This is a genomic window from Paenibacillus sp. FSL H7-0942, from assembly GCF_045040715.1.
In the GTDB taxonomy this organism is placed as follows: domain Bacteria; phylum Bacillota; class Bacilli; order Paenibacillales; family Paenibacillaceae; genus Paenibacillus; species Paenibacillus amylolyticus.
In genome coordinates this window covers 1,836,626-1,857,814 of sequence record NZ_CP150279.1, presented here as the reverse complement: position 1 = coordinate 1,857,814, position 21,189 = coordinate 1,836,626, and the positions used below count along the sequence as shown (strand labels likewise).

Sequence of the window (21,189 nt, the reverse complement as noted above, 5' to 3'; positions counted from 1 at the left end):
TTTATCTTGTACAGCTCATTCTCATTTTTTCTTTTTGTGATAGTGATAACCCGTGCACAGACCCTTTTGTTTGGATTTGGCTGAACAGTTATGTCCACCGTTCTTATCCAGTCTGCCTGGATGAGCATAAGCGGAAGAGGATACACCAACAAGTACGACAAGAGACAGGATTACGATAACAACCTTTTTCATAAGTCACCCTTCGATCAACACCCTATGCTTTAGGGCTTAATACGTGCTATATCATTCTACATGAAAATCCACAATTTGGATATCCTTCATCTTTTTAGCCGATCCATTCTCATAAAACCTTAAATTGCTTCAATGCATGGAAGACCCCATCTTCACTTGCCCGCAGGGTGACATAATCAGCGCTTTGTTTAATCCGTTCTCCGCCATTTCCCATCGCAATTCCGATTCCCGCATACACTAGCAGATCCACGTCATTCTCCCCATCGCCAAAGGCCATTGTTTCCTCTCTGGATATCTTCAGGTAGTCGAGAACTTTCTCTGCGGCTATAGATTTGCTGACTTCGCTCGCTTCCAGCACATTCACTACATACGGATGGAATCTCACGAATCGTAAGGAAGGAAATCTGGACTGGAATTTCTCCGTCTCCGCTTCATCCGCATATAAGCAAATGCAATATACGTCCTGTTCCAACGTGCTGATTTTCTGTGGGGAATCCATAAGTCCAAGCGTATCTCTTAAAGCGTCAGTAACACGACCATCTGTTGTACACAACCCGTTCGTCTCAAATGACTCTGTAAAATATGAAATACTGTGCCCATGCAACTCGGCAAACTCACTAAATGCTCTAACCATCTGTGCTGAAAGTACAGACTTATGTATCACTTCATCACCTGCTTTGATCAATGCCCCATTAGCCGAAATGATTGTATCGATTCCGAGATTTCTGAATTCTTCGCATAAATTATAGGGCCTGCCTGTGACGAGTACGACTTGAACGCCTTTACGAATCAATTCCCGGATCGACTCAGCAGTACGCGGTGATAAACTCCGATCTATTTCGCTCAGCAATGTACCGTCCACATCAAAGAACACAGCTTTAATCAAAATGTACTTCCTCCTCTGTCTTCAATTAAAAAGAGCAAGCACAGAATAACCTTGTTTGGTCTTCCTGCACTTGCTCTTGTGATTAACGGGTCTGAACATCTTGGGTACGTCCCATGTACCATGATTGAAATGATTTCGCCGTATCCAGGGAAATGTCATGTGCCCGATGATGCAGTACTGGTTTGGCGCGGTTTACCGTATGAATGGAAGCCACACCGAACCAACGCTGTAACACATTACGGGTGATCTGCACTTCGATGACTTTCTCACGTTTGGAGATGAAGAGGGTTGACGTGAGCGCACCGGTTCGAAGTTGAATGAAATTCTGATGCAGAATGTATCGGGTATGGAAAAAGTCCATCACTCTGCATGTTGCAATCCACACGAGCAGAATCGCGGAAATCATCCACCAGGCATGTTTCTGCCCAAACACCAATGGTTTGAAATACCACAATAAACCCGTAATTATGATCCACCCCCAGCTTGGTTTGAGCAGGCGCAGCCATAGTGATATTCGTGGAAGTTTTTCCATCTCCTGCGTAACCCGATAGGATGGCAGGATCTCCTCAATCAGGGTATAGGCTTGCTTCACAGGCAAGAAAGGATAGAGCGAGTTCACCTCCTGCTCGGATTCCCCCAGACTACCTGCAGTGGTCAGTTCTACTTCCGCTAATCCAAGCAGCCTTTTCATCGGTGACTGTGTAATTTTCACGGCCTGGACTCGCTCTTTCAAGATTGAAAATGACGTTTGCTCCATCATGCCCTTCGAGATATAGATCCGTTTGGCATCCGAGGTGATCTGGAAATTTCCATATTTTACGAAGGTTCTGACTATGCCCAGAGCAATAGATATGATCAATAAAACTAAAATCATCAAACCGGCAATCCACCAGGAATCAAGCCAGGTTAATAACAAACTTTCCGTTACTTCTTCATCAGGGAAGAAGTCCTTCACCCAGGAATAGAGCGTAGCCAGAACCGGAATCAGTACGAGAAAACTAAGCGAGGTAAAGGATGCTTTGAATATGTCCTTGCGGGTGGAATGATAATGAACAACCCGTTCCTGTTTTTCTTTTGCAGGTAGAGACATGACTTCATCAGTTATAAAAGGTTTGGATTGCGCCTCTCTCTCTTCCATAATCTGAACTGCATCCAACGTATCATGTTCCTCTGTTGCTCCTGCTGTTTCTGCTTCTTCAGCCATATGACCTGCTACAATTTTCTCCAGCTGTTCCGCTTCGGAAAGTGAAACAACGTGTAGCTGAAAGGTAGCATCTTCTCCCTTAATTCCGGTCTCGAATCGAATCGACGTCACCCTGAACAAACGATGAAACAGCGTTGTATGACGATTCACATTCTGGACCTTCGTATAAGGTATCGTTCTTCGGGTACGATTAAACACACCACTGTAGATATGAAAGGCTGTATCGTCTGCTGCATAACGCGAGGTGAACCACTTCAGGATCATGGACAGGATGCTAATGGAGACACCTACATAAAAAGCGATTCTTCCATAGAATATCCATTGGGACTCCGAGCCCTGACGGAAAACAAACAAAAAAAGGACGATAGCGAACCAATTCTTTACCCGTTTCCACAAGCTCCACAGCATGGTTAATGGATGATGTCGCTTCATATCGATCATTCATCCACCTCATTAATCCGCGCATAGGACGCAATCTGATGACGGAGTGCAAGCGCGACTTCCTCTGGCAATGCCGGGATTTCATGCGATGAACCCATCGTGCCAACCGATACGGAATAGAGTCCATATTTTCGCATTAAAGGTCCCTGATTTGTTGTAACCGATTGCACTTTCGCCATGGGGATGATCTGATGTACCTTGGTTAGCGCCCCACGCTTCAGTTGCAGGAACTCCTCATTCACATCATAGAACCAATGCTTGTATAACCATGAAGGCTGGATGAAAATATCCCACACCGCATAAAGCACTGATATGGCCGTAACGCCCCACAAAACCCAACCAATCCACGTCTTCCATCCATAGATGGAGTCGAGTATTAACAGTACGGCAAGGATCAGGAAACCTATTACATTCCATATGATGGCGCTAATTCTCCACAGGTTTACTGCATTAGGAGATAACCGTTGCTCGGGTGTATTCCACTGGATTGACATATGTTCACTCCTTTTTTCCTCGGGTACATAAAAACACACATGATACAATGTACGAACAATCGTCCACGATCGATGCAAAAAGATAAAGAGATGACCCCTATACAATACAGGTCGTCATCTCTTTTGTTCATTTCATTTTACTTTAGTGCATGTTCAAAAAGACTGGTTTTCAGTACCGAGAAGATGGGATGAAGCTAGAAATGGAGTAGCGGAGCGTAGGGAAAACTACGTGAGCAACGGACATTTCGGCTGAATTCCATATTCGATGCTGATGATGCCACTAGGCATCCTTCGTAATCAAAAGCGGGCTTTTTGAACAACCTCTATAAAATCCTGTACTTCACACAGCCATACCATATGATCTGTTCCTTCGCCCCAATAGTTGTTCGCCACCACATAGGGTTCACCGAATTTGCGTTGCCACTTCTTCTGTGCGATCTGGTAACCGCTATCCAGACAAAATTGCTGAATTCCCAGCCGTTGCAGTTCAGTAACCAGTGCAAAAATGAGCGCCGAACCAACCCCCTGTCCTTGAACCTCGGGCACCACATACAGGCTACCCAGTTCTCCGATACCGTTCAGCCGGCCCTCTGTACATTCTCGAATCTCCTTACCACACGGTCCATACGAGATTGTGCCTACAATAACATCTCCCATTTTGGCGACGAGGAAAAACACACTTGCTTTGATGTTGTCCTTTGCTTGCAATGCCTTGTGAATCATCGCTTTTTTCTGTGTTATTTCATCCTGAATATCATCCAGAAGCGAGCCTATTCCCTCCTGATCAAATGCTGCGGGAATGGTTGTCTCGAACACCTGATACACTCCATCTGCATCCGATTGTTTCAAAGGTTCAATGGTGATTTTGTCATCCACAGGTTCTTCTCCGTTCCATATACCTTCTTAATCTATACGTCGCTGAATCAGTCTTCTTAGTTGATTCGCATCCTCAAGAGGAATGCTATATCCAGTATGCGTGTCTTCCTCGTTTACTAACAAGCCTTGCATCTTGGGATCCATTCCTAGTGAAAAATCATACCTTGTTATGGAGCTGTCCGCATTTGTTATGCTCATCTTGTACTGCGTACCATAATCAATAATACCTGGCATACGCTCTGCCTTATGTATGGCCTCCATCATGATTCGAATCTCGTCAGATCGATCAAACACAACATCTTGGCATGGTTCCAAGGCAAGGTTGGGATTACACGTTAAAGTGATCAGTACAGGAAGCCCTTCTTCCGCGTTCGATTCATTCGGTTTGCTACACCCTGCAATGAACGTGGCAATGACGACTATGAGCAACACGCCTACATATCTCACCATACTGTGTTCCTCCCGACTTCGTGTTAATTAGACAAGTAATGAACAGAGAAGTAATAGATACAGTATCTAATAACTCAATTGCACTAAACTTTCTGTAGTCATATTCAGTTACGTAACTCCGGGTCCCATGAAAACAACAAAGCGATCAGTCGCTCTACGGTCTCTTCCACAAATACCTGAACTCTCTCACCCGTGATGAACTCAGGAGTAATTCCTGGTTCTTCCCCATTAAGAAAAGAAAACGTGTGGTCCCGCCAGCGTACAATCTCATCGGCAGTTAACCGATCCGTCATGTCATAACCCGGTGAACTGTTGAGCACCTGCCATACCTCTTCGCTCCAACTTGAACCTTGATAGAGATTAAAATCGATCTGGTCCGTCTCCTGGTAATATAAACGCGCCAGTTCATCCTTCGATCTGCTACTGCCTGTATGTTGGTCTACCTTGTTGACCCGTTCGACGAATTCGGGATGCACACTACGGAACCAGTAATAGTCTGTTAGCACATGCATAAAGTATCCTCGCACAAACCACTTCCATCCTTCGTCGGTAAGTTGTTGCATATAGAATGAGTAAAGATCCTTCAATTCACCAACGTGATCTCCATCATCTTTCGGGTTAAAATGGGTGTATTCCTTATCATCTCTAGTTGTACCTTCGCGCATATGTATGGAATCCGGGGCGATATTCCCCAGATAGAATGAACCTCGATCAGCCTGCATTTGCAGCGAGTCTGCAATCAGATTAGCAATATTGAGATGAACCATAGGTAACGGCATAGAGTTGATCTCCTTTTATCGGGAAGTATTCTACTATACTTAGTAAAAAGAAACGATATAACCTACTGGTGCAACGCAGATCACTGGAATAGTGAGAATTCGCTAGGTACCACCTTTTTTTCACCGTAGATGCGTGATTAAGCCTGAATTCTCTCCACTTGCATGCGGTCAAACAGCTGCTCCAGATCGGTATGGTACTCCGGATGCTCCTTCACAAGTAGACTAATGTATTCCGATCCACATTCATAGAATACTAGACGATTAAACGGAGCAGTATCTCCAAAATGATTACTTTCCTGCCCAAATTTCGCTCGAATCAGATTCTCAATATAACGCGCGTAACCTTCGTTCCACTCCAACCAGCTCCAGTACTCGGCTTGTTCTTCATTTAATGAAGTAAATAACGCCTTTCTAGCTGTGTGTACTTGTGTCAGGTCTTTACTCTTCAAAGCAGACAACAATGAGTTAATCCCTTCCACAACGACTTCATCTTCATACGGAAACTCATAATCCAGTTCCCATGTTACACGCTTCAGTTGGTCCATTTTATGCTTAATCTGAAGACGGTTGACGATCCGTTCATCATATTTCTCATATACATAACAATGAACATATTCGTGGAACAGATAAACTTTCTGCTCCAGATCTTTGAACGCTGTATCCGTTACAATCGCACACATTCGTCCGTTCATATGATGCACCGGCATCGCAGCAAGGCATTCATCTGGAATATATAAATCGTCCGGTACCGTCTTCACCCACTCATATTGCTGCGTTTTGGACGAATAATCATAGATATATAATAAAGCTTCATAGGCTACAACCACTGGATAATGTTCTGCAAACAAAGGATGTAGGCTAACCAAGTCTTTCTGAAGCTCGTTTAACTCGTTAATTTGCTCTAAAAAAGCATCCATGTCATTAACCCTCTCTTTACTGGATTGATGCGTTAATCATACTAGATCAGGAAAGATAAAACACTGAGAGAAAAATGATAATTCTGTTCGAGTGTGAGATGGTGAACGTTAGAACCGCTCTCCGCGTTTCTCATACAAGTAGATATCCAGTGCCTGAATCCCACGCCGGGCCAGCTTAATAAACAGGATCAGTGCATACACACCCAGTCCGTATAACAACACATTAATCAACATTAGAAATATCGTAATCATAATTGTTATTCCTCCTAATGAACCTATTAAAATACCACTCCCTATTCTAGCATATTTTTCCTCATTTAACTTTTCTGGTGGATGTAAAAGTCATTCGGTGTTCGTATTGGTTCAAAACGAAAAAACTTCCACATCCGTATGTGAAAGGTGGAAGTTTTGTAATACGGTATACAGTTTCCTAAGTTCGCTCACCACTGACTATATGCCAATGCTGATGCTTCGAGTCTTGATAACTGCCCAAGTTAGTTATAATCTTCGACGAGCCTGTCTGAGCTAACAAGTCAGCGGCAATCTTTTTAATGACACGCATCATTTCTAAGAGTAGTTCATCATTATTCTCTTCCTCTTCTGAAATGAAGGACTGAATATGAATCTTGGGAATCACCAAGATATGGTGTTCGTAGTATGGTCGGGTATGGTGATAAGCCATAACGTTATTTGTTTCCATGACAACTTTGACTTGCGTTTTACCACTCAGCACCTCATCACAATAGAAGTCCTGCGTCATAACATACCCTCCTCTTACTAGTTAGTTCTAATATATCCTGCCTTCTTCAACACATATTCCGTAAACGGATTGATCTCAGGGATCGGCTGATTCAGATCAAAATATCGGAGTTCCAGCCCTTCATCATCCAAAATGGTTGGGCTGCCCTTGATACCTGAAGCTTCATAAACAGCCATGACGTTGTAAACTTCATCACCATGTGGGTACTGATAGTACATGTCCTCACCTGAAAAAATGCTAATGAGTTTGAACGATTCCGCTCTCAGTCCGGCCTCTTCATACAATTCCCGCGCAGCTGTTTCCTCCAAAGACTCCCCGGGTTCCATGGATCCCCCAAGTGTCCCCCAATCCAAGCTATCTGTACGTTTTTGTAGCAACAGGTGACCTTCCTCGTTGAACACGAGTACACATGAGCCCGCCATAATTAGAGGACGCGGGCCCACCAGTTTTCTTAGCTCCATGATATACCCCATTCGTGCTTCTCCCCCATCTTCAGAGTGCATACGTTAAAACGTATCCTTATGATTTGGTCAAGATTCCCTCATCCACAGATTTCTGAATAAGCTGCTGTGCATACTCCCACAATATTTCGGAACCGTTCGCAATCTCACGGTTTCTGTTTAATACCTGATCACTGGTAATGTTATATTTCTGCCACGTATCTCCCTCATTCTGATGATTATGGATCAGAGGCTGCAACCGATCCAGAGATGAGGCAAATTGTGCTTCAGGCGTCTGCTTTGCTTCAAACTCTAACCATAAGTAGAGTAGTTCTTCCGCCTGTTCCTTAGGCAATATACCAAACAGCCGATGAGCTGCTTTGAGTTCACGATTATATTTATCCGTGTGTCCCACCGTATCATAAGCGAACGTATCTCCGGCATCAATCTCGACCAGATCATGAACGAGAAGCATCTTAATGACTTTGAGGATATCCACATCCTTGTTGGCATGACTCTGCAAAACCAAGGCCATCATCGCCAGATGCCAAGAATGCTCCGCATCATTTTCAAGTCTCTCACCGTGCATAATTCTCGTCTTTCGTTCAATCGTTTTGAGTTTATCAATCTCAATGAGAAAGTGAATCTGATCCTGTAATGATTCGCTCACAGCACATCCTCCTTCATACCCATCTATGTGGATAGATCATACCAGTAAACTCTATAGTTAAAATCGAGTGACATCCCCACATCTTGTGCCAGACGAATTGAGCCTGCATTGTCCGGTGAACAATCCCAATACGGATGTATACCTACACGACTGCATTCTTCCACAAAAGCTTTTGCCACCATCGCACCATAATTCCTTCTTCTGTAGACTTCAACCGTTTCAATATCAACCGCATGTGTCTGATCTTCGATAAATGCCGAAAAGCAAACACTCGCGATATCATCGTTATGCACTGCAATATAGCCAAAGCCATGTTGTAAAAAATCATCTATTGTCGTCCAGAAGTAAGAGATTTTATCCTTCAAGAATTGAGAATTGTTATATCTTCTCTCTCCTAATAGTACTTCATCTATCCTGAGAATTCTGACTTTCTCGTCCTGTGAAGCACATATGTCGAGAGGTGCTTGCTGACTTATCAGATTTGGATTCAACTTGAATACATGCTGAATATCACTGGAGATATCTCTTTTCCCGGAGATGTGCCGAAGAACATCTTCCCAGGCTTCGTCCACCACACCAATTTCAACAGCATGAATATGTAAGTTTAATAATTCAGGTTCAATACGTTCCCGCATGTACTCTTTCAATTCATTCAAAAAGGGTTCACTTCGAGAATCTCCGATCAACTGAAAACCAGATTGTCCATGTACCCAAATTAGAGCTGCTGTGATATTCTCTGCATCATCTACATAGATCCGTCCCGGGTTCAAGCCATACGCCACCGCTTTGACTTCAATATTCTTACACGAGTCCGTGAGATGTTTTACTTTGTGGAAATCATGTTTATTAATCTCGGTAATCATAGGTTCATTCCTCTCGAATTCAAGACAAAGCCATAAAGCGTGTGTAACCTCTATTAAATCTTATATTCATAGATTCTTGTCTCTTCATCATCAAGCAAATATCCTTTACCGATATAGGCCCAGTTATTTTTTTCATAATAATCAGTCAGATCAGTACACAAATACAGCTTGTCATACCCTTTTGCTTTCACCTCATTCATCGCATGGGTCTGAAGTTGTCCACCCAGATTCTGGCCCCGATATTCTGGATCAACATGAAGACACGCAAACCAGGGAAAAAGATCCTGCCTGCTATTCAGATCACTTCGCAACAAAGCGCACCCACCGATAATTCGGTCTCCGTCCAACATCACATAAAATCTTGGTACATCACTCTCTGTATCCACAGAACGCTCTATACAATCCCGATAGAAATGGAAGCTTGATTCCGAGCCCCATTGTTTCCAGAAATACTGTACTGCTTCTTGCAGCACCTCCGGCTTCTGCCGAATATCAAAAATTTGCAAAATGTTAATCTCCCTTCAATTGGATCTGATTCAACATATATTCCGCATACTCCCGAAGTAAGGCTTCACTCAAATTCACATTCTCCAAATCACCATTGTACTTTGCAAGACATTGTGAGATGACTTCCTTGTATTTAGTGGGAAGGTTTGTAAGTGCCCATTCTCCTGCTTCTCGCTTGGAATGAATGACTGAATCTTTCACGTACAAAAGAACCCGGGATAGACTCAATACATAGTAGACTGGGTTGTCCGCAATTTCTTCCATAGCTGAACTCACGTCCGATGTAATTGAGGCAATCATATGTTCACGATTTTCCGGTTGGAACATATCCTTAATGGGTTTACCATCCAGCACAATACCTCGATCATAGATGACAGCCATATGTGCTACCAGATCCGGATCTTCATATCCACCACAGAGATATTGCTCATCCGTTCGATATTTCTCCCGGTGATAGGCAGAATAATGAAATTCGAAAGGAGTAGGGTATGCCATACTTACAATCGTAGATTCCAGTACAATACTGAGTTCAAAACCTTTCGTAATGTGCATCTCATCTTCAATATGCATTAGCTTTTTTGCTATCCTTCGATAGGTGTCAGCAGACCGCTTTTCCCGGCTAACAACCAATATATCGATATCACTCTGATTTGGATGAAAGCATCCCATGGCCATAGAACCGTGTAAATATATTCCCACCAAGGCATCCGTTAATTCTTCTTTCAAGACACGAGTAACGCTATCTAAAACAGTCTTTTCATTCAATAACAGTCTCTCCTTTATGTAGAAGATCAGGTGTCCAATTCAACGTTCAGTTCACGCACAAAAACAGCTGTCCCCTTCATTCTGACATCCATATCCTCACCATCCCGAATCACACTCACTTGAACCTTTCCATCTCTACCAATCTCATGCCCTTGCTCTACCACAAACTGTACCTCATCAATCTCCGGTTTCACATAGGTTAAATAATAAGCACCCATCACCCCGGAGGCTGTTCCAGTCACTGGATCTTCCGTCGTACCAGAGTATGGTGATGAAAAATGTCTGGCATGCATCATCGCATCGAAATCACGGGTTTCGAAACAAAAGGGATGCAGGGAAGCTTTGGGATTCTCAATTAAAATTCCTGGGAACAGGGAAGAATCCGGTTTCATTTTCATAAAGGAGTTCAGTTCACGAATCGGGATTAATAACGTCCAGGCTCCTGTACTTCCATAAACGATTGGCGTAGAAAGGTCAACATCATCCAGAGTGAGATTGATGGCGCTTACCAGCTTCTCGATATCCCCCTGGAATGGTATAAACTGCGGCTGATCCTGTTTCATTTCCATGTAAATGGTGTCGGCATTGCGCTCAAATCGTATGGGTAATGTACCTACATTGGTTTCAATTGTGATCAACTCTTTGTCACTTAACATCCCACGCGTCTTCAAACCATACAGTGATGCCATTGTGGCATGACCACACAGATTAATCTCATGCCCCGGTGTAAAATAACGTAGTCTGACGTCAGCTACTTCAGAGTTCAACACAAATACCGTCTCATTAAAACCAACCTTATAAGCGATCTGCTGCATCTCCGTCTCACTGAAATGATCAGCATCAAAAACCACTCCTGCCGGGTTACCTTGACCGGGAACGGTAGAGAAAGCATCATAATGATAGACCGTAATATTACTCATGACCAGACCCACTCTCTCTGTAATCTAAGAGACGCACATGTCCATACAACTCTATGCTTTTACCATCCATTACAAGCCCGCCACCATCTTGGCACGCATAAACCGCCGTACGGTTAACGCGCGTATACTCTCTTAATGAATTCAGGGTATCTTCCGAACCGTCCCAATGCGGTGCAAACTCAAAATCAACGAGTCCCAGTGCTTGCATATCTTTCAGATCTAAATTGTTTTCATCAGCATCTTCCCCATATCCCGCTATATCTATGGTAGGTGTAGTCAGAATACTTCCTGCGCTGACCCCGATCAGAATGCCGCCACTCTTCACATAGGAACGCAACAAACCAAGCACATTTCTCTTCTGTAATAAACTTAGAAAATAAAACGTATTTCCGCCGGATAGATGAATCGCATCACATTCGAAAATAGAGCCAAATGTGCTCTCCTCATACTCCAGATCAAGATCATAATATTGCAGGTTATCTATTCCTATTTGATTATAATAACGTTTAGTATGTTCATAATATTTCCGCTCCGGGTCAGAGCACGAAGGGATATATCCGATGGAAGGCTGTTCACTGTTGAATAAGCTTCGTATTCTCTGATCCAATTTATCGTTAGATTTGAATACCAAATCACTTAGCAAAACCAACGTAGTCATCTTATTTCCTCCCGTACCTATTAGACTGACTTAAATTCTCTATCCAAAATCGAGAAAAAGTACTGGTCTGTCCACTGATTGTTCCACCATAGTTCTTCCTGGAAAACGGCCTCCCGTGTCATGCCCACATGTTGCATCAGTGCAGCTGAGCGAACGTTTTGTGAATTGCACATGCCGACGACCTTATGAGCTTGTAACTCTTGAAATGCAAATTGTAACAAAAGTCGGGTAGCTTCACTCCCGTATCCTCTACCTACATAACCCGAAAGTACGGCGAATCCAAGTTCCCAGCTTTTTCGGTAATCCACATAACTCCACATCTGAACTATACCAATGGGGGTATCAGCCGGATCATTTATGCGGCGTATAACGAAATCATAGGCATATGGTTTATCATCTGCGACAACAAAATGACTGCGATATTTCTCACGGACCTTTTCCTCATCCGTCTCAACAGTTTCCTCAAAGCTCCAGATGTTTGTGTCACATTCAAGTTGACATATGAAGTCGAGGTCCTGTTCTGTGACTGTTGTTATTCTGACCTTCTCTCCCACAAATTCCATGTGAATTCATCCCCTTTCTGTAAGGATCATTCCTTTTCCCCATAGTCCTTTAACAATATCGACCTGATAGTTTGACTTAATCACTTTGCCCTCAGTGACTGCTGACCACAATCTCTTACTATCTTCATGAACCATACTAGAGTTCTTATAAAATAATTTAACCGTGTTAATGGCATATCTTTTATTTAACGAGTTCTCTCTATGATTATATCTCCCTTGGGGAATACCTCTGACATAACCATCCTCACACAGACCTAGAAAAGCAGTTCTGGGACAGCCTTTCCGTTGTCCCCAACTTCCCTCACCGAATAACTCTCCAGTTGCAAAACTCCAAGCCTCAACTGGGTTACCAAATTTCTTGGTCTCTACGTAATGAACTGCATTAATAGCGGCTTGAACATATTTGTTTTGAGACATACGAACATCCCCTTTATAAAAAGATCATTGCTTAGGAATCTCCCATTCTGTATTAAGCAATCCTCTACCAATATTCCATTTGGCAAGCAAAGCCCTCTGTCTGTTTTCCAGATCAAGATAGGGTGCTGCAACACAGGATAACGTGTCGAACATATGGATAAAATGAGGCCCTTCCTTGAAACGTCGAAGCCCTCCATATTCTTCATCATTTGCTGCCCATACAATCTTCTTAATCCCCGACATTAATATGGTGCACGAACACATGGGACAAGGCTCACAGGTAGTATAAAGCGTCAATTCTTTCTTCTTCGAGAATTTCTTCTTCTCTACATCCAGCAAATGTTTTCCTGCCCGACGAATGGCATCCACCTCAGCATGTGCGGTGGGGTCGCAATCTGAGAAGACTCGGTTCCGGCCTTTACTCACGACAATCCCATCCACATCCACGATTATCGCACCAATCGGATACGTTCCTTCAGTAAATGATTGTTCTGCTTCTTCCAGAGCCAAAGTCAGATACTCATAATCCGATAACTTCATTGAAAATCCCCCTAAGTGCAGTTATAGTCGCTTATAAAGCAGATTCCTTGTCTAATGTGTAGTAAAAGAGATTGACGGAATCTCCTTAGATCGTTAAAAGTTCCTGATCGTGTACTGCCCTGCTTCACCAAGAAAATCACTTTTGGTTAACCCTTTTTCTCCGAGTACCATCCTGTAGTTCGATATCGTACCATCATGGGAAATGATAAACGTATTGCCGCTCTGTTGCCTGCACCATTCAAGAAGCTGTTCAGCTAATTTCTTGAATCGACGTGCATCCATCTGATTAATACTTTCTTCCCAATAATCGAACCCCAATTCAACGATTCTTATGTCAGTATACTGATGACTGAGCTCTTCCTTGGAATAGATCTGATCACAGACGAAAGGAACAAACTCTGGATTCTGAGGAAACATTCTTGGGCCAACCAGCGGGCTGAAGAACACAAGATTTTTGTTAGGGGTTAGGAGTTGTGCTGTTTCAATAGTACGTTTCGTTGGACTAATCAAAATGACGTCTTCAGGCGCAAAAACCACTTGTTTACGTAACGCTATAACCTGACTTTTCCCCAATTCAGTGAGGCCCGGATGCTGACAATTTAATTGATTTGGGTAATCCATCAAGTGTTCGCCATGACCATGACGAATAAATGTAATGTCCATAGGCACCTATTCCTCTATTTCTGAATGAAGTGTTTGATGCCTTTTGCATCAAGAAGGTTAGTCAGTTCCTTTTTCAAAAACACAGGATATACTTCCATCCGCTCCAGTTCGTCCAAGGAAAACCATTGGAAAGTTAACTTACCGTTATCTTCTAAACCTTTGAATTCAGTTTCACTATATAGCTTATGGGCTTCCGGCAATTTGATGAGATAATAAAAGCCAACTTCATGATACTTCAGGCCATCATATTCAAAGAAATCTTCACTAACATATGCGAGCCTTTCCGCTTCTACATGAACACCCAGTTCCTCCATCATTTCTCGTACAATAGCCGCTTCTGTTGTCTCGTTTAATTTCACCCGACCTCCGGGCAGATTCCAGAAATCATCCTGTTCAGTCGTATGCAAAAGAACTCTTCCCGCATCCATCACAATACCTGCCACACGGAAGTTGAATTTGTTGTTATTTTGTTCATACGATACATTATTGTTATCTGCAGTGGTCATCTCGCTGACCATCCATCAGCAAATCCGTCCATGAATCCCATGATGAATGAGGGAATGATGAGTACGAGCAATAAAATTAAACTGGCTATGCCCCATCTAAGAATTACTTTCCGTTTGCTTCGAACACCTATAATAATTAAGATTGCGGTTGTTGCAATTAGAGCTACTTCATAAAATGTCATAAAACTGACCTCCGGTATGTATTCGTATTTCATTAAGGTTACTGCAGAATCTTTTCTAGTTTGTGCCTACAAGCCTCGCGGTCATAATCCGAATTATCCAGCCATACCTTATCCATTTGAAGTAACCTATAGATTTTGGACTCTAAATTCTTTCTTTCCTGCAAAACCTGTACCGTACCTTCAATACCCTTATAACCCTGTGCTTGCCCAAGACCCTGATTCGTATAGTAGTCAATAAAACCTTCTGACCATTCTTTTGGTCTTTCACTAACTGCCTTATCAAATGTATAGGATATATCTTTCTGGTCGATATAGATGAGAAGCGGATTCAGATCATGAATGATACGCCCCAGTTCCAATACATACTGCACGTTCTGCTCTTTGGATTGATTGCATTTTACAAGACCCATAGTTAGTGGATTCTGGATAAAACAACACTCAAATATCGTGATGCAGTCATCATTCGTGCTTAACACGTTTTGGGCGAAATCTTGCCACTTCTCGGTGATCAGCTTAACATTTTGCTCAAAAGGAATTTCGTAAATATCTCGGCTGAAAATATCCTGTACAATGTGATCGGGCAAATCTATTCCCCACTGTTCTTTCATCTTACGATAAGGAATCAGGAAACCTTGATCATGGACAATCGCATTGCTTTCCAAAATCTCTCTGTATTCTTCATGTGTTTTCAATAAAGCCTCGAAGTCTCCAGCATAATAAAAAGATACGCCTTCGTAATCAGCAGGGTGATCCAAGTCCCCTTCTTGAAATAGTTGTACCGTCTTGCCTTGTTCTATCAAAATTTCGGATACCATATTGGCAACCGTCGACTTGCCTGAACCCGGTAACCCTTCAATGAGTATTAATCGCCTATCCATCATTACATCATCCTTTAGGTTGTATAAAATTTTCAGCTCCATGATCAAGACAGTGTTCTACTGTGCTTAATCAATGTCTGCAAAAATCCATTGCGCGTTATCGCCATCTTCTTTCTTTTTCCAAAACACCATCGTATTGCTATACTCTTCGTGGTTCTCATTTAACTCATTAACTATCACCACTGCCTGATAGAGTTTCCTTTGCTCCTGTATAGTGATATCGCTCATGGAAGTAACCTTGAGAACTTTGTATCTTCCCATACCTGATATAGGAGATTCAGGATCAATCAAACTCATATATGCTATTTCATCCTTTTCGTATAAATAACGTATACGGGCATTCATAAGTTTGACGATTTCCAATTTGTCACCGGTATAGTTTGTTTCATCGAGATACTCTGGTGGGATGTCTTCCTTCTCATGGGATGTCGATATTTCTTCATCCTGTTGTGTCTCTTTTGCTGTGACACTTTGAGCCAAGGAATCTATTGATTGTTGTGCATCTTCAGTGTTTTCCTGGTTCTGACAGGCCACCAGAAGTAGTAATAATAATGAAACTACGTTTAACTTTTTCATAGTCAGCCCTCCATTCAATCATGGATAATACTCCCCTCGTAAAGACCTTAAATGCCTTTAATTTAAAATAGAGACTTCCTATGTATGTAAAATTCTCTCTCAAGGTACATCATAACCCATAATGTGGAATTTGCGAATAAACGAAGTTAACCATCTCTGTTTCTATAGCATTTCGCGCAAAAAACCACGCTTCTCTGCACGAGTTATATCATGCAAAGCGCGTGGTTATCAGCAGAACTTTCATTCAACTTTTGTAACTGTCCACAATCAATCTAGCTACCTACTAAATAGCATATTCATTATGCCGACCGCTTCAATCTGGATCTCTTTTTTTTCATTATCCAAGAAAAGGTAACTATATGTTGAAAAAATCCCTATATGCCCTATATGTCCGCCTTTATAGTGAAGCTTCTTTTCCTCACCGTCGATCGTCTGCGTAAACGTCCTGCCATCATTCACATCATACGAAGCATGGATGTCATGTTCACTTGCGAGCCACGCAACAAAATCTTCTTCGTTTGGATTGGTCATTACTAGAATAACGAGCAGAACAACAAGAACAACAATGCCCTTTCTTAGTCCTGCGCCCTTCTTGCCACCATGCTGTGTGTATTCACGCTCCATCCCGTTCACCCCGTTTCTTGAACAGAAATCTCTACGTTCTTTGCCAAAACCCAACCACTCAATCCATACGAGGATGAGATCACCATATACTTGTATTTCTCCTCGATCAGCCGGATTTGCAATTCGTCATAGGAATCATAACTGACAGGCCAAGCTTGACCCTTCCCTGACTCTAACAACTCTCGATTATAAGGGATAAAATGCTCTATTTCCCACTCATCCAGATCCAAAATAACGCTGCCATGCAGCGGTGTATCAAACGCATGGGCCATTACACCAGAGAATAAAACATCCATATTTTTCGGCACATCATGACTTGAACGAGTACGCATCCTAATTCTTTTGTTCTCTAAATCAACTTCGTAACTTAATATGATGTTGTCATGCAAACTTGGCATAGTCCCCCTCCTTCCATACCTTATAAATCCGAATCAAACACCATAATATTGTTTATAGTGTGAGACCCATTCCGCGTTGGAGAAATCAACAAAGTCATACGGCTCGCACTGTTTAAGGTAAAGCAACTCCTTGTGCGCCTGTTCCCCGTCCATATTTTCCAGATAAAATAAAGTCTGCTCATGTCCCGCACCACATAATAACTGCACATCAATATAACTGCCCGTATCCTGATTCTTTCGTTTGGCTTGCCAGATCAGCGTGGTGTCCTCCACATTTCCAATACAGAATAACATGATGCACAACAGTCTCAGAACCTCGTTATCCTCTGACTTCCGGTTCTCAATCTCTTGCTGAAGCAGCTGTCGGATGGCCTCCCGGTGTACCTCATCAGGTTCCAATCCGTACAACTGCAACAGTTCTTCCTCGTTCATACGTGTACTCCCTACCTACTTGAGAATGTTATTTAACTCTTCCGCTTTTTTCCTGCTATCCATTCTAGCATAAAAATAAAAAGCGATGACGTGTAGCACGATAGATAATAACCACATGCCGGGGAACCAGGGAGCGATGAATTGGAACATGTCTACCGAGAATAACCATACCATCGCCATACCTCCTGCAATATTGAATGTGGAAGAAATGACGATATTCCATACCGGTTTTAACGTAAAATAGTTCCACAGTATGTTATACATCATTCCAAACAACAAAGCTGCAATAAAAGCAATACCCGCTATGTTCCATAAATAGGACATCTGAATGGGCAGATCACCAAAGAATATTGTAGCCAAGAGTGTGATCCATAGCGTCATTATAGTGAATACTTGAAAAAAAGAATTTCTAAGTTGAGTAATCATGATAATTTCCCCCTAAAGTTTTTAATATAAAATCGGCTGACGAAGTAACTGGAGCTATCGCTCAGGTCTACCTTAATTCGAGCTTGGTCTGTTGCAGAGAATGCGGTGATGTACCTCGTATTGATGATCGTTTGGTTATTTATTTTTACAAAATGAAGGTCATCCAGATCCTCTTCTACAAATTTCAGACGTTTTTGAAGCAAGTACCTCTCACCTGAGATCACCCGGACACAGCACATCCGATCCTCTGATTCAAAGGCAACCACCGAGCTCAACTGGATCTGTATATTGCGATTATTCTTGGCATGGATGACCGTTAATTGAGTTTCCGATTCACAGATTGCCTTCTGAATACGGTCCCACTTCGACTTCTCCGCAGGATGGGTTATGACCTTGGCTAACCTTTTTTCAACTGTCGTGTCCTCTTCAAAAATGACTTTCATGTGTTTGCCCCTCCTCTCACAACTCATATTACAAGCATAGTTACGGCAATCCCACTGTATTGCGTTTTGTTGCATGATTTTGCAAGTTTGTTGCATCGGTACTGCATAAATACTAAAAAGAACCACTCCATGGGAGCAGTTCTTTTATTATAAGGAGGTGCTACGTTAACCTTACTCAATCTCCAGATACATATCCCGATTTTGCAGGATCATCTCATTCATATGTGTAATAGCTGCTTGCGCCACGGTCTGATAGGTGTCATATAACACCTCTGTTCTCTGAAGCAAGATTGGGTCCTTATCCAGATCTGTTGCCAGCACCTCAAGCCACTCTTCACCCACTTTATTTTTGTCCGTAATGAGACTTTCAATCTGTTCAAGTACATTAACCATCTCATCTAAATGAAAAAAGTGCATCCCATTTTTTATTCCATTCCAGCTTTTGATCTCAATGATGTTATATGCCGAAAACCAATAAAATTCTGCCAGACTTTTCGTGTGATTGTGATAGGAATAGAACAGAAATAAAGCTTGTTGCCCTTCGTGTAACATTCGGTATATCTCTGTTTTGGCTGCCATATCTCTGCCCCGTACCGAAACAAGCATTGGTTCAATACACAGCCAGCTCAGTTGCTTTGAATATATATCTTCTGGTCGAAGTTTAGCCTTCATAACATGCCCCTTTCTTTTTACCTATTTAAGGATTCTCTGGTACTTCCACGGCCGGGTCATTCTCTCCGCCCATTCTGCGTCTGGATGTCTCCATTTTCCCTGTCGAAGGCACATGGTCAGAAGCTTTAGCTAATCCGAATTTGGGCATGTTGGCGTATATGGTCTCGAAGGAACCCGACTGAGCCTTGTATGTTTCATGATATATCCCTACTGTTCCGTCAGTACCAATAGATCGGTTGAATTTTTTCCAAGCTTCCAAGTGTAATCCGCCTCGTGCGTATTTCTCCAATTCATCGTAAGAGCGCCAGTATTGTAGTAGCGTCACCCCACGCCTGCTTATAAAATACTCTGTACTCAGAAATCCGGTCTCCGGATTCATATACAGCTCTTTAATCATCGGGCCCATGGACTTAAAGACAGGCAACCATTTGTGTATAGCCCACAGACGATTAATCCTCATTCCGATGATAAAAACAACAAATTCTCCCTCAATCTCAGCGGAGTATCTTCCCTTATGTATGTTCGCCACGTAATCTCTCCTTCTCTCAAAACATTCGATTTCATCGGATCTGGACGACCCTGCCTATCCGCTCATAGGCATTCAAGGGAAACTCAAAACTCCACCGTTTGTGATATTCCTCCAGTCCCATTTCCTTCAATTTGCTTAATTCTCTGTAAAATAGCTTAGTCAACTTGACCAAGGATAACTCCTCAGACATAAGCAATCGCCCCTCTGTAACGGCTTCCGTGCTAAAGTTATCACTCATCTCATACATCATGAATTGAACGATTACCTGCGAACGTTTCTTGATCCAGAAGCGATATTCTCCAGGTTCGGTCTGCATGGTCATGGTTACCTCCGTGGCTCCTTTGTGCAATGCAACGAATTGACGTGTTATCTCATCCACCGCATCCGACAAAAAAGAAACCGGAATCTCAATCTGTTCTCCCTGATCAGGTTGAACCAGGATATCCAGCCATCCGTGCGGTTCAAGCGTCATAACGATGTCCATAGTCATCCTCCTTTATGCAATTCTGTGAAGCAGAATAACTGGAAACCCATTTTCAGATATAACCGCTGTGCCGCAATATTCCCTTCATTTACAGCTAAAATAATCTCATTAATCTTGGGATGCAACTCACAAACGCATTTGTGCAGTGCCTTCATTGCTGCGTAAATCTTCATACACATTCCAACTTGTATACAATTCTTTTAGCGCTAACGCCGTTTTATGTATGAACTCTTCCATAGCTTCCATGGATAACATATTTAAATCACCCAAAGGTTCGTTGTCAGGGTTAACTAAAAACTCAAGTTTCTCTTCTCTATACTGGTACACCTCAGATTCCAGCAATCCGCCTAGATCAAATGCTCTTCCCACATTCAGCTCATTTAACCAATCGTTGGCCCTGTTCCAATTCCGTAAAATCATAAACTCCAGCTTTGTGACATCCTGTGTATACACACTTCTTCCGTTGGGATGGACTTCATATGCAGGATAGATATCGAATGTCCACGCGCGATCCGTATAGATATGGGCGATGTAACCGCACAGATATTGCAGGAATTTGGGATCACTATAAGCTAACTTCTTGTTGGATTCAAAAAATCCTTTAAGTTCTTCGTCTGTTGCGAATCTTCCTGCCTCTGGCATGAGGTGGGTTTTTGCCTTTTCTGTACGAAGATTAGTTCTTACATGGATCGAATCAGGAGCAAGGCTCCCCAATAACAATTCAGGGAATGGCTCGGATATCAACTCGGATGCAATTGCAAAATGTACAATCGGCCAAGGCAATACAAAAACTCCCTTCTTTAGTCAATTGGTCTTAAAAGAGTTAAATTTCATATCCCAAAATGCACAATGCAATTCCCATTTATCTCAGCATACTTTGCCATGTTCGCAAGCTTATGTAATTCGTTGATTAATTCAACTTTGTTGTACACGAGTTTCTCGTAGTAGCCCTTCCGTTCTTCTCCATCAACACAGTAACTCCCTGTCAGAACAATCGGATCCGCCGCATGGCTGAATAGATCAATCCAGGCCTG

General features: G+C 42.5%; 33 protein-coding genes. All 33 read right to left on the bottom strand.

Annotation, left to right across the window (positions count from 1 at the left end):
- Positions 1-21: 21 nt before the first annotated feature.
- Positions 22-192: a YHYH domain-containing protein gene (locus tag MHI48_RS08435; protein ID WP_094030640.1), complete on the bottom strand. Its 171-nt coding sequence runs from the start codon at positions 190-192 to the stop codon at positions 22-24.
- Between the two features lie 109 nt (positions 193-301).
- A complete protein-coding gene (locus tag MHI48_RS08430; protein WP_036669516.1) occupies positions 302-1,078 on the bottom strand; it encodes a Cof-type HAD-IIB family hydrolase in 777 nt (258 codons plus the stop codon).
- Between the two features lie 82 nt (positions 1,079-1,160).
- Positions 1,161-2,723 (bottom strand): PH domain-containing protein, encoded by a 1,563-nt coding sequence (locus MHI48_RS08425; RefSeq protein WP_036669514.1) that lies wholly within the window; start codon positions 2,721-2,723, stop codon positions 1,161-1,163.
- A complete protein-coding gene (locus MHI48_RS08420; RefSeq protein ID WP_036669512.1) occupies positions 2,720-3,217 on the bottom strand; it encodes a PH domain-containing protein in 498 nt (165 codons plus the stop codon). The genes MHI48_RS08425 and MHI48_RS08420 overlap by 4 nt, the downstream gene beginning before the upstream one ends.
- Before the next feature lie 297 nt (positions 3,218-3,514).
- On the bottom strand, positions 3,515-4,093 hold the full coding sequence (locus MHI48_RS08415) for a GNAT family N-acetyltransferase (protein ID WP_076318244.1): 579 nt from the start codon (positions 4,091-4,093) through the stop codon (positions 3,515-3,517).
- 27 nt (positions 4,094-4,120) lie between these two features.
- Entirely contained in the window at positions 4,121-4,543 is a 423-nt protein-coding gene (locus MHI48_RS08410) for a hypothetical protein (protein ID WP_036669510.1), read from the bottom strand.
- Between the two features lie 104 nt (positions 4,544-4,647).
- Entirely contained in the window at positions 4,648-5,322 is a 675-nt protein-coding gene (locus MHI48_RS08405) for a zinc dependent phospholipase C family protein (RefSeq protein ID WP_405143683.1), read from the bottom strand.
- Positions 5,323-5,459: 137 nt separating this feature from the next.
- Positions 5,460-6,239: a hypothetical protein gene (locus tag MHI48_RS08400; protein WP_076327119.1), complete on the bottom strand. Its 780-nt coding sequence runs from the start codon at positions 6,237-6,239 to the stop codon at positions 5,460-5,462.
- A gap of 108 nt (positions 6,240-6,347) precedes the next feature.
- Positions 6,348-6,491: a hypothetical protein gene (locus MHI48_RS08395; RefSeq protein ID WP_165790066.1), complete on the bottom strand. Its 144-nt coding sequence runs from the start codon at positions 6,489-6,491 to the stop codon at positions 6,348-6,350.
- A 178-nt stretch (positions 6,492-6,669) separates the two neighbouring features.
- Positions 6,670-6,999, bottom strand: coding sequence for an HIT domain-containing protein (locus tag MHI48_RS08390; protein ID WP_076327120.1), 330 nt, complete (start codon positions 6,997-6,999; stop codon positions 6,670-6,672).
- Positions 7,000-7,016: 17 nt separating this feature from the next.
- Positions 7,017-7,460: an NUDIX domain-containing protein gene (locus MHI48_RS08385; protein WP_390925994.1), complete on the bottom strand. Its 444-nt coding sequence runs from the start codon at positions 7,458-7,460 to the stop codon at positions 7,017-7,019.
- 58 nt (positions 7,461-7,518) lie between these two features.
- On the bottom strand, positions 7,519-8,109 hold the full coding sequence (locus MHI48_RS08380; protein WP_076327122.1) for an HD family hydrolase: 591 nt from the start codon (positions 8,107-8,109) through the stop codon (positions 7,519-7,521).
- Between the two features lie 23 nt (positions 8,110-8,132).
- Entirely contained in the window at positions 8,133-8,972 is an 840-nt protein-coding gene (locus MHI48_RS08375; RefSeq protein ID WP_076327123.1) for a GNAT family N-acetyltransferase, read from the bottom strand.
- A 53-nt stretch (positions 8,973-9,025) separates the two neighbouring features.
- Positions 9,026-9,478, bottom strand: coding sequence for a GNAT family N-acetyltransferase (locus tag MHI48_RS08370; protein ID WP_076327124.1), 453 nt, complete (start codon positions 9,476-9,478; stop codon positions 9,026-9,028).
- A gap of 4 nt (positions 9,479-9,482) precedes the next feature.
- Positions 9,483-10,244, bottom strand: a complete 762-nt coding sequence (locus MHI48_RS08365; protein ID WP_076327125.1) for an aminoglycoside adenylyltransferase domain-containing protein — start codon at positions 10,242-10,244, stop codon at positions 9,483-9,485.
- Between the two features lie 26 nt (positions 10,245-10,270).
- On the bottom strand, positions 10,271-11,164 hold the full coding sequence (locus tag MHI48_RS08360; protein WP_076327126.1) for a PhzF family phenazine biosynthesis protein: 894 nt from the start codon (positions 11,162-11,164) through the stop codon (positions 10,271-10,273).
- Entirely contained in the window at positions 11,157-11,822 is a 666-nt protein-coding gene (locus tag MHI48_RS08355) for a Type 1 glutamine amidotransferase-like domain-containing protein (protein WP_076327127.1), read from the bottom strand. The genes MHI48_RS08360 and MHI48_RS08355 overlap by 8 nt, the downstream gene beginning before the upstream one ends.
- 20 nt (positions 11,823-11,842) lie before the next feature.
- A complete protein-coding gene (locus MHI48_RS08350; RefSeq protein WP_076327128.1) occupies positions 11,843-12,385 on the bottom strand; it encodes a GNAT family N-acetyltransferase in 543 nt (180 codons plus the stop codon).
- A gap of 6 nt (positions 12,386-12,391) precedes the next feature.
- Positions 12,392-12,802 (bottom strand): DUF6979 family protein, encoded by a 411-nt coding sequence (locus MHI48_RS08345; RefSeq protein WP_076327129.1) that lies wholly within the window; start codon positions 12,800-12,802, stop codon positions 12,392-12,394.
- A gap of 24 nt (positions 12,803-12,826) precedes the next feature.
- Complete coding sequence (locus tag MHI48_RS08340; RefSeq protein WP_076327130.1) at positions 12,827-13,342, bottom strand: nucleoside deaminase; 516 nt, start codon at positions 13,340-13,342, stop codon at positions 12,827-12,829.
- Between the two features lie 93 nt (positions 13,343-13,435).
- Complete coding sequence (locus tag MHI48_RS08335) at positions 13,436-14,005, bottom strand: phosphoglycerate mutase family protein (RefSeq protein WP_076327131.1); 570 nt, start codon at positions 14,003-14,005, stop codon at positions 13,436-13,438.
- Between the two features lie 14 nt (positions 14,006-14,019).
- Positions 14,020-14,511, bottom strand: a complete 492-nt coding sequence (locus MHI48_RS08330) for an NUDIX hydrolase (protein WP_076327132.1) — start codon at positions 14,509-14,511, stop codon at positions 14,020-14,022.
- Positions 14,512-14,731: 220 nt separating this feature from the next.
- Positions 14,732-15,574 (bottom strand): adenylyl-sulfate kinase, encoded by an 843-nt coding sequence (locus tag MHI48_RS08325; protein WP_245837968.1) that lies wholly within the window; start codon positions 15,572-15,574, stop codon positions 14,732-14,734.
- Between the two features lie 63 nt (positions 15,575-15,637).
- Positions 15,638-16,147 (bottom strand): hypothetical protein, encoded by a 510-nt coding sequence (locus MHI48_RS08320; RefSeq protein WP_076327135.1) that lies wholly within the window; start codon positions 16,145-16,147, stop codon positions 15,638-15,640.
- 276 nt (positions 16,148-16,423) lie between these two features.
- Complete coding sequence (locus tag MHI48_RS08315; protein ID WP_076327136.1) at positions 16,424-16,771, bottom strand: hypothetical protein; 348 nt, start codon at positions 16,769-16,771, stop codon at positions 16,424-16,426.
- Positions 16,772-16,776: 5 nt separating this feature from the next.
- Positions 16,777-17,169, bottom strand: a complete 393-nt coding sequence (locus MHI48_RS08310) for a hypothetical protein (RefSeq protein WP_076327137.1) — start codon at positions 17,167-17,169, stop codon at positions 16,777-16,779.
- Positions 17,170-17,202: 33 nt separating this feature from the next.
- Positions 17,203-17,601 carry a hypothetical protein gene (locus MHI48_RS08305; RefSeq protein ID WP_076327138.1) on the bottom strand — a complete coding sequence of 133 codons (399 nt, stop codon included), beginning with the start codon at positions 17,599-17,601 and terminating at the stop codon, positions 17,203-17,205.
- Positions 17,602-17,616: 15 nt separating this feature from the next.
- On the bottom strand, positions 17,617-18,027 hold the full coding sequence (locus MHI48_RS08300; RefSeq protein WP_036610403.1) for a hypothetical protein: 411 nt from the start codon (positions 18,025-18,027) through the stop codon (positions 17,617-17,619).
- On the bottom strand, positions 18,024-18,470 hold the full coding sequence (locus MHI48_RS08295) for a LytTR family DNA-binding domain-containing protein (protein ID WP_076327139.1): 447 nt from the start codon (positions 18,468-18,470) through the stop codon (positions 18,024-18,026). The genes MHI48_RS08300 and MHI48_RS08295 overlap by 4 nt, the downstream gene beginning before the upstream one ends.
- Before the next feature lie 171 nt (positions 18,471-18,641).
- Complete coding sequence (locus tag MHI48_RS08290; RefSeq protein ID WP_076252611.1) at positions 18,642-19,142, bottom strand: hypothetical protein; 501 nt, start codon at positions 19,140-19,142, stop codon at positions 18,642-18,644.
- Between the two features lie 25 nt (positions 19,143-19,167).
- Positions 19,168-19,671 (bottom strand): DUF4188 domain-containing protein, encoded by a 504-nt coding sequence (locus MHI48_RS08285; protein ID WP_076327140.1) that lies wholly within the window; start codon positions 19,669-19,671, stop codon positions 19,168-19,170.
- A gap of 31 nt (positions 19,672-19,702) precedes the next feature.
- On the bottom strand, positions 19,703-20,155 hold the full coding sequence (locus MHI48_RS08280) for a hypothetical protein (protein WP_076327141.1): 453 nt from the start codon (positions 20,153-20,155) through the stop codon (positions 19,703-19,705).
- Between the two features lie 126 nt (positions 20,156-20,281).
- Positions 20,282-20,938: a hypothetical protein gene (locus MHI48_RS08275; protein ID WP_076327142.1), complete on the bottom strand. Its 657-nt coding sequence runs from the start codon at positions 20,936-20,938 to the stop codon at positions 20,282-20,284.
- Between the last annotated feature and the right edge of the window lie 251 nt (positions 20,939-21,189).

What these genes read in the sequence shown, in the direction of transcription:
- MHI48_RS08435 (WP_094030640.1), bottom strand. Translation starts at nt 192, where the DNA reads ATGAAAAAGGTTGTTATCGTAATCCTGTCTCTTGTCGTACTTGTTGGT.
- MHI48_RS08425 (WP_036669514.1), bottom strand. Translation starts at nt 2,723, where the DNA reads ATGATCGATATGAAGCGACATCATCCATTAACCATGCTGTGGAGCTTG.
- MHI48_RS08420 (WP_036669512.1), bottom strand. Translation starts at nt 3,217, where the DNA reads ATGTCAATCCAGTGGAATACACCCGAGCAACGGTTATCTCCTAATGCA.
- MHI48_RS08410 (WP_036669510.1), bottom strand. Translation starts at nt 4,543, where the DNA reads ATGGTGAGATATGTAGGCGTGTTGCTCATAGTCGTCATTGCCACGTTC.
- MHI48_RS08405 (WP_405143683.1), bottom strand. Translation starts at nt 5,322, where the DNA reads ATGCCGTTACCTATGGTTCATCTCAATATTGCTAATCTGATTGCAGAC.
- MHI48_RS08400 (WP_076327119.1), bottom strand. Translation starts at nt 6,239, where the DNA reads ATGGATGCTTTTTTAGAGCAAATTAACGAGTTAAACGAGCTTCAGAAA.
- MHI48_RS08395 (WP_165790066.1), bottom strand. Translation starts at nt 6,491, where the DNA reads ATGATTACGATATTTCTAATGTTGATTAATGTGTTGTTATACGGACTG.
- MHI48_RS08390 (WP_076327120.1), bottom strand. Translation starts at nt 6,999, where the DNA reads ATGACGCAGGACTTCTATTGTGATGAGGTGCTGAGTGGTAAAACGCAA.
- MHI48_RS08385 (WP_390925994.1), bottom strand. Translation starts at nt 7,460, where the DNA reads ATGGAGCTAAGAAAACTGGTGGGCCCGCGTCCTCTAATTATGGCGGGC.
- MHI48_RS08375 (WP_076327123.1), bottom strand. Translation starts at nt 8,972, where the DNA reads ATGATTACCGAGATTAATAAACATGATTTCCACAAAGTAAAACATCTC.
- MHI48_RS08360 (WP_076327126.1), bottom strand. Translation starts at nt 11,164, where the DNA reads ATGAGTAATATTACGGTCTATCATTATGATGCTTTCTCTACCGTTCCC.
- MHI48_RS08355 (WP_076327127.1), bottom strand. Translation starts at nt 11,822, where the DNA reads ATGACTACGTTGGTTTTGCTAAGTGATTTGGTATTCAAATCTAACGAT.
- MHI48_RS08350 (WP_076327128.1), bottom strand. Translation starts at nt 12,385, where the DNA reads ATGGAATTTGTGGGAGAGAAGGTCAGAATAACAACAGTCACAGAACAG.
- MHI48_RS08345 (WP_076327129.1), bottom strand. Translation starts at nt 12,802, where the DNA reads ATGTCTCAAAACAAATATGTTCAAGCCGCTATTAATGCAGTTCATTAC.
- MHI48_RS08340 (WP_076327130.1), bottom strand. Translation starts at nt 13,342, where the DNA reads ATGAAGTTATCGGATTATGAGTATCTGACTTTGGCTCTGGAAGAAGCA.
- MHI48_RS08335 (WP_076327131.1), bottom strand. Translation starts at nt 14,005, where the DNA reads ATGGACATTACATTTATTCGTCATGGTCATGGCGAACACTTGATGGAT.
- MHI48_RS08330 (WP_076327132.1), bottom strand. Translation starts at nt 14,511, where the DNA reads ATGACCACTGCAGATAACAATAATGTATCGTATGAACAAAATAACAAC.
- MHI48_RS08325 (WP_245837968.1), bottom strand. Translation starts at nt 15,574, where the DNA reads ATGATGGATAGGCGATTAATACTCATTGAAGGGTTACCGGGTTCAGGC.
- MHI48_RS08320 (WP_076327135.1), bottom strand. Translation starts at nt 16,147, where the DNA reads ATGAAAAAGTTAAACGTAGTTTCATTATTATTACTACTTCTGGTGGCC.
- MHI48_RS08315 (WP_076327136.1), bottom strand. Translation starts at nt 16,771, where the DNA reads ATGGAGCGTGAATACACACAGCATGGTGGCAAGAAGGGCGCAGGACTA.
- MHI48_RS08310 (WP_076327137.1), bottom strand. Translation starts at nt 17,169, where the DNA reads ATGCCAAGTTTGCATGACAACATCATATTAAGTTACGAAGTTGATTTA.
- MHI48_RS08305 (WP_076327138.1), bottom strand. Translation starts at nt 17,601, where the DNA reads ATGAACGAGGAAGAACTGTTGCAGTTGTACGGATTGGAACCTGATGAG.
- MHI48_RS08300 (WP_036610403.1), bottom strand. Translation starts at nt 18,027, where the DNA reads ATGATTACTCAACTTAGAAATTCTTTTTTTCAAGTATTCACTATAATG.
- MHI48_RS08295 (WP_076327139.1), bottom strand. Translation starts at nt 18,470, where the DNA reads ATGAAAGTCATTTTTGAAGAGGACACGACAGTTGAAAAAAGGTTAGCC.
- MHI48_RS08290 (WP_076252611.1), bottom strand. Translation starts at nt 19,142, where the DNA reads ATGAAGGCTAAACTTCGACCAGAAGATATATATTCAAAGCAACTGAGC.
- MHI48_RS08280 (WP_076327141.1), bottom strand. Translation starts at nt 20,155, where the DNA reads ATGGACATCGTTATGACGCTTGAACCGCACGGATGGCTGGATATCCTG.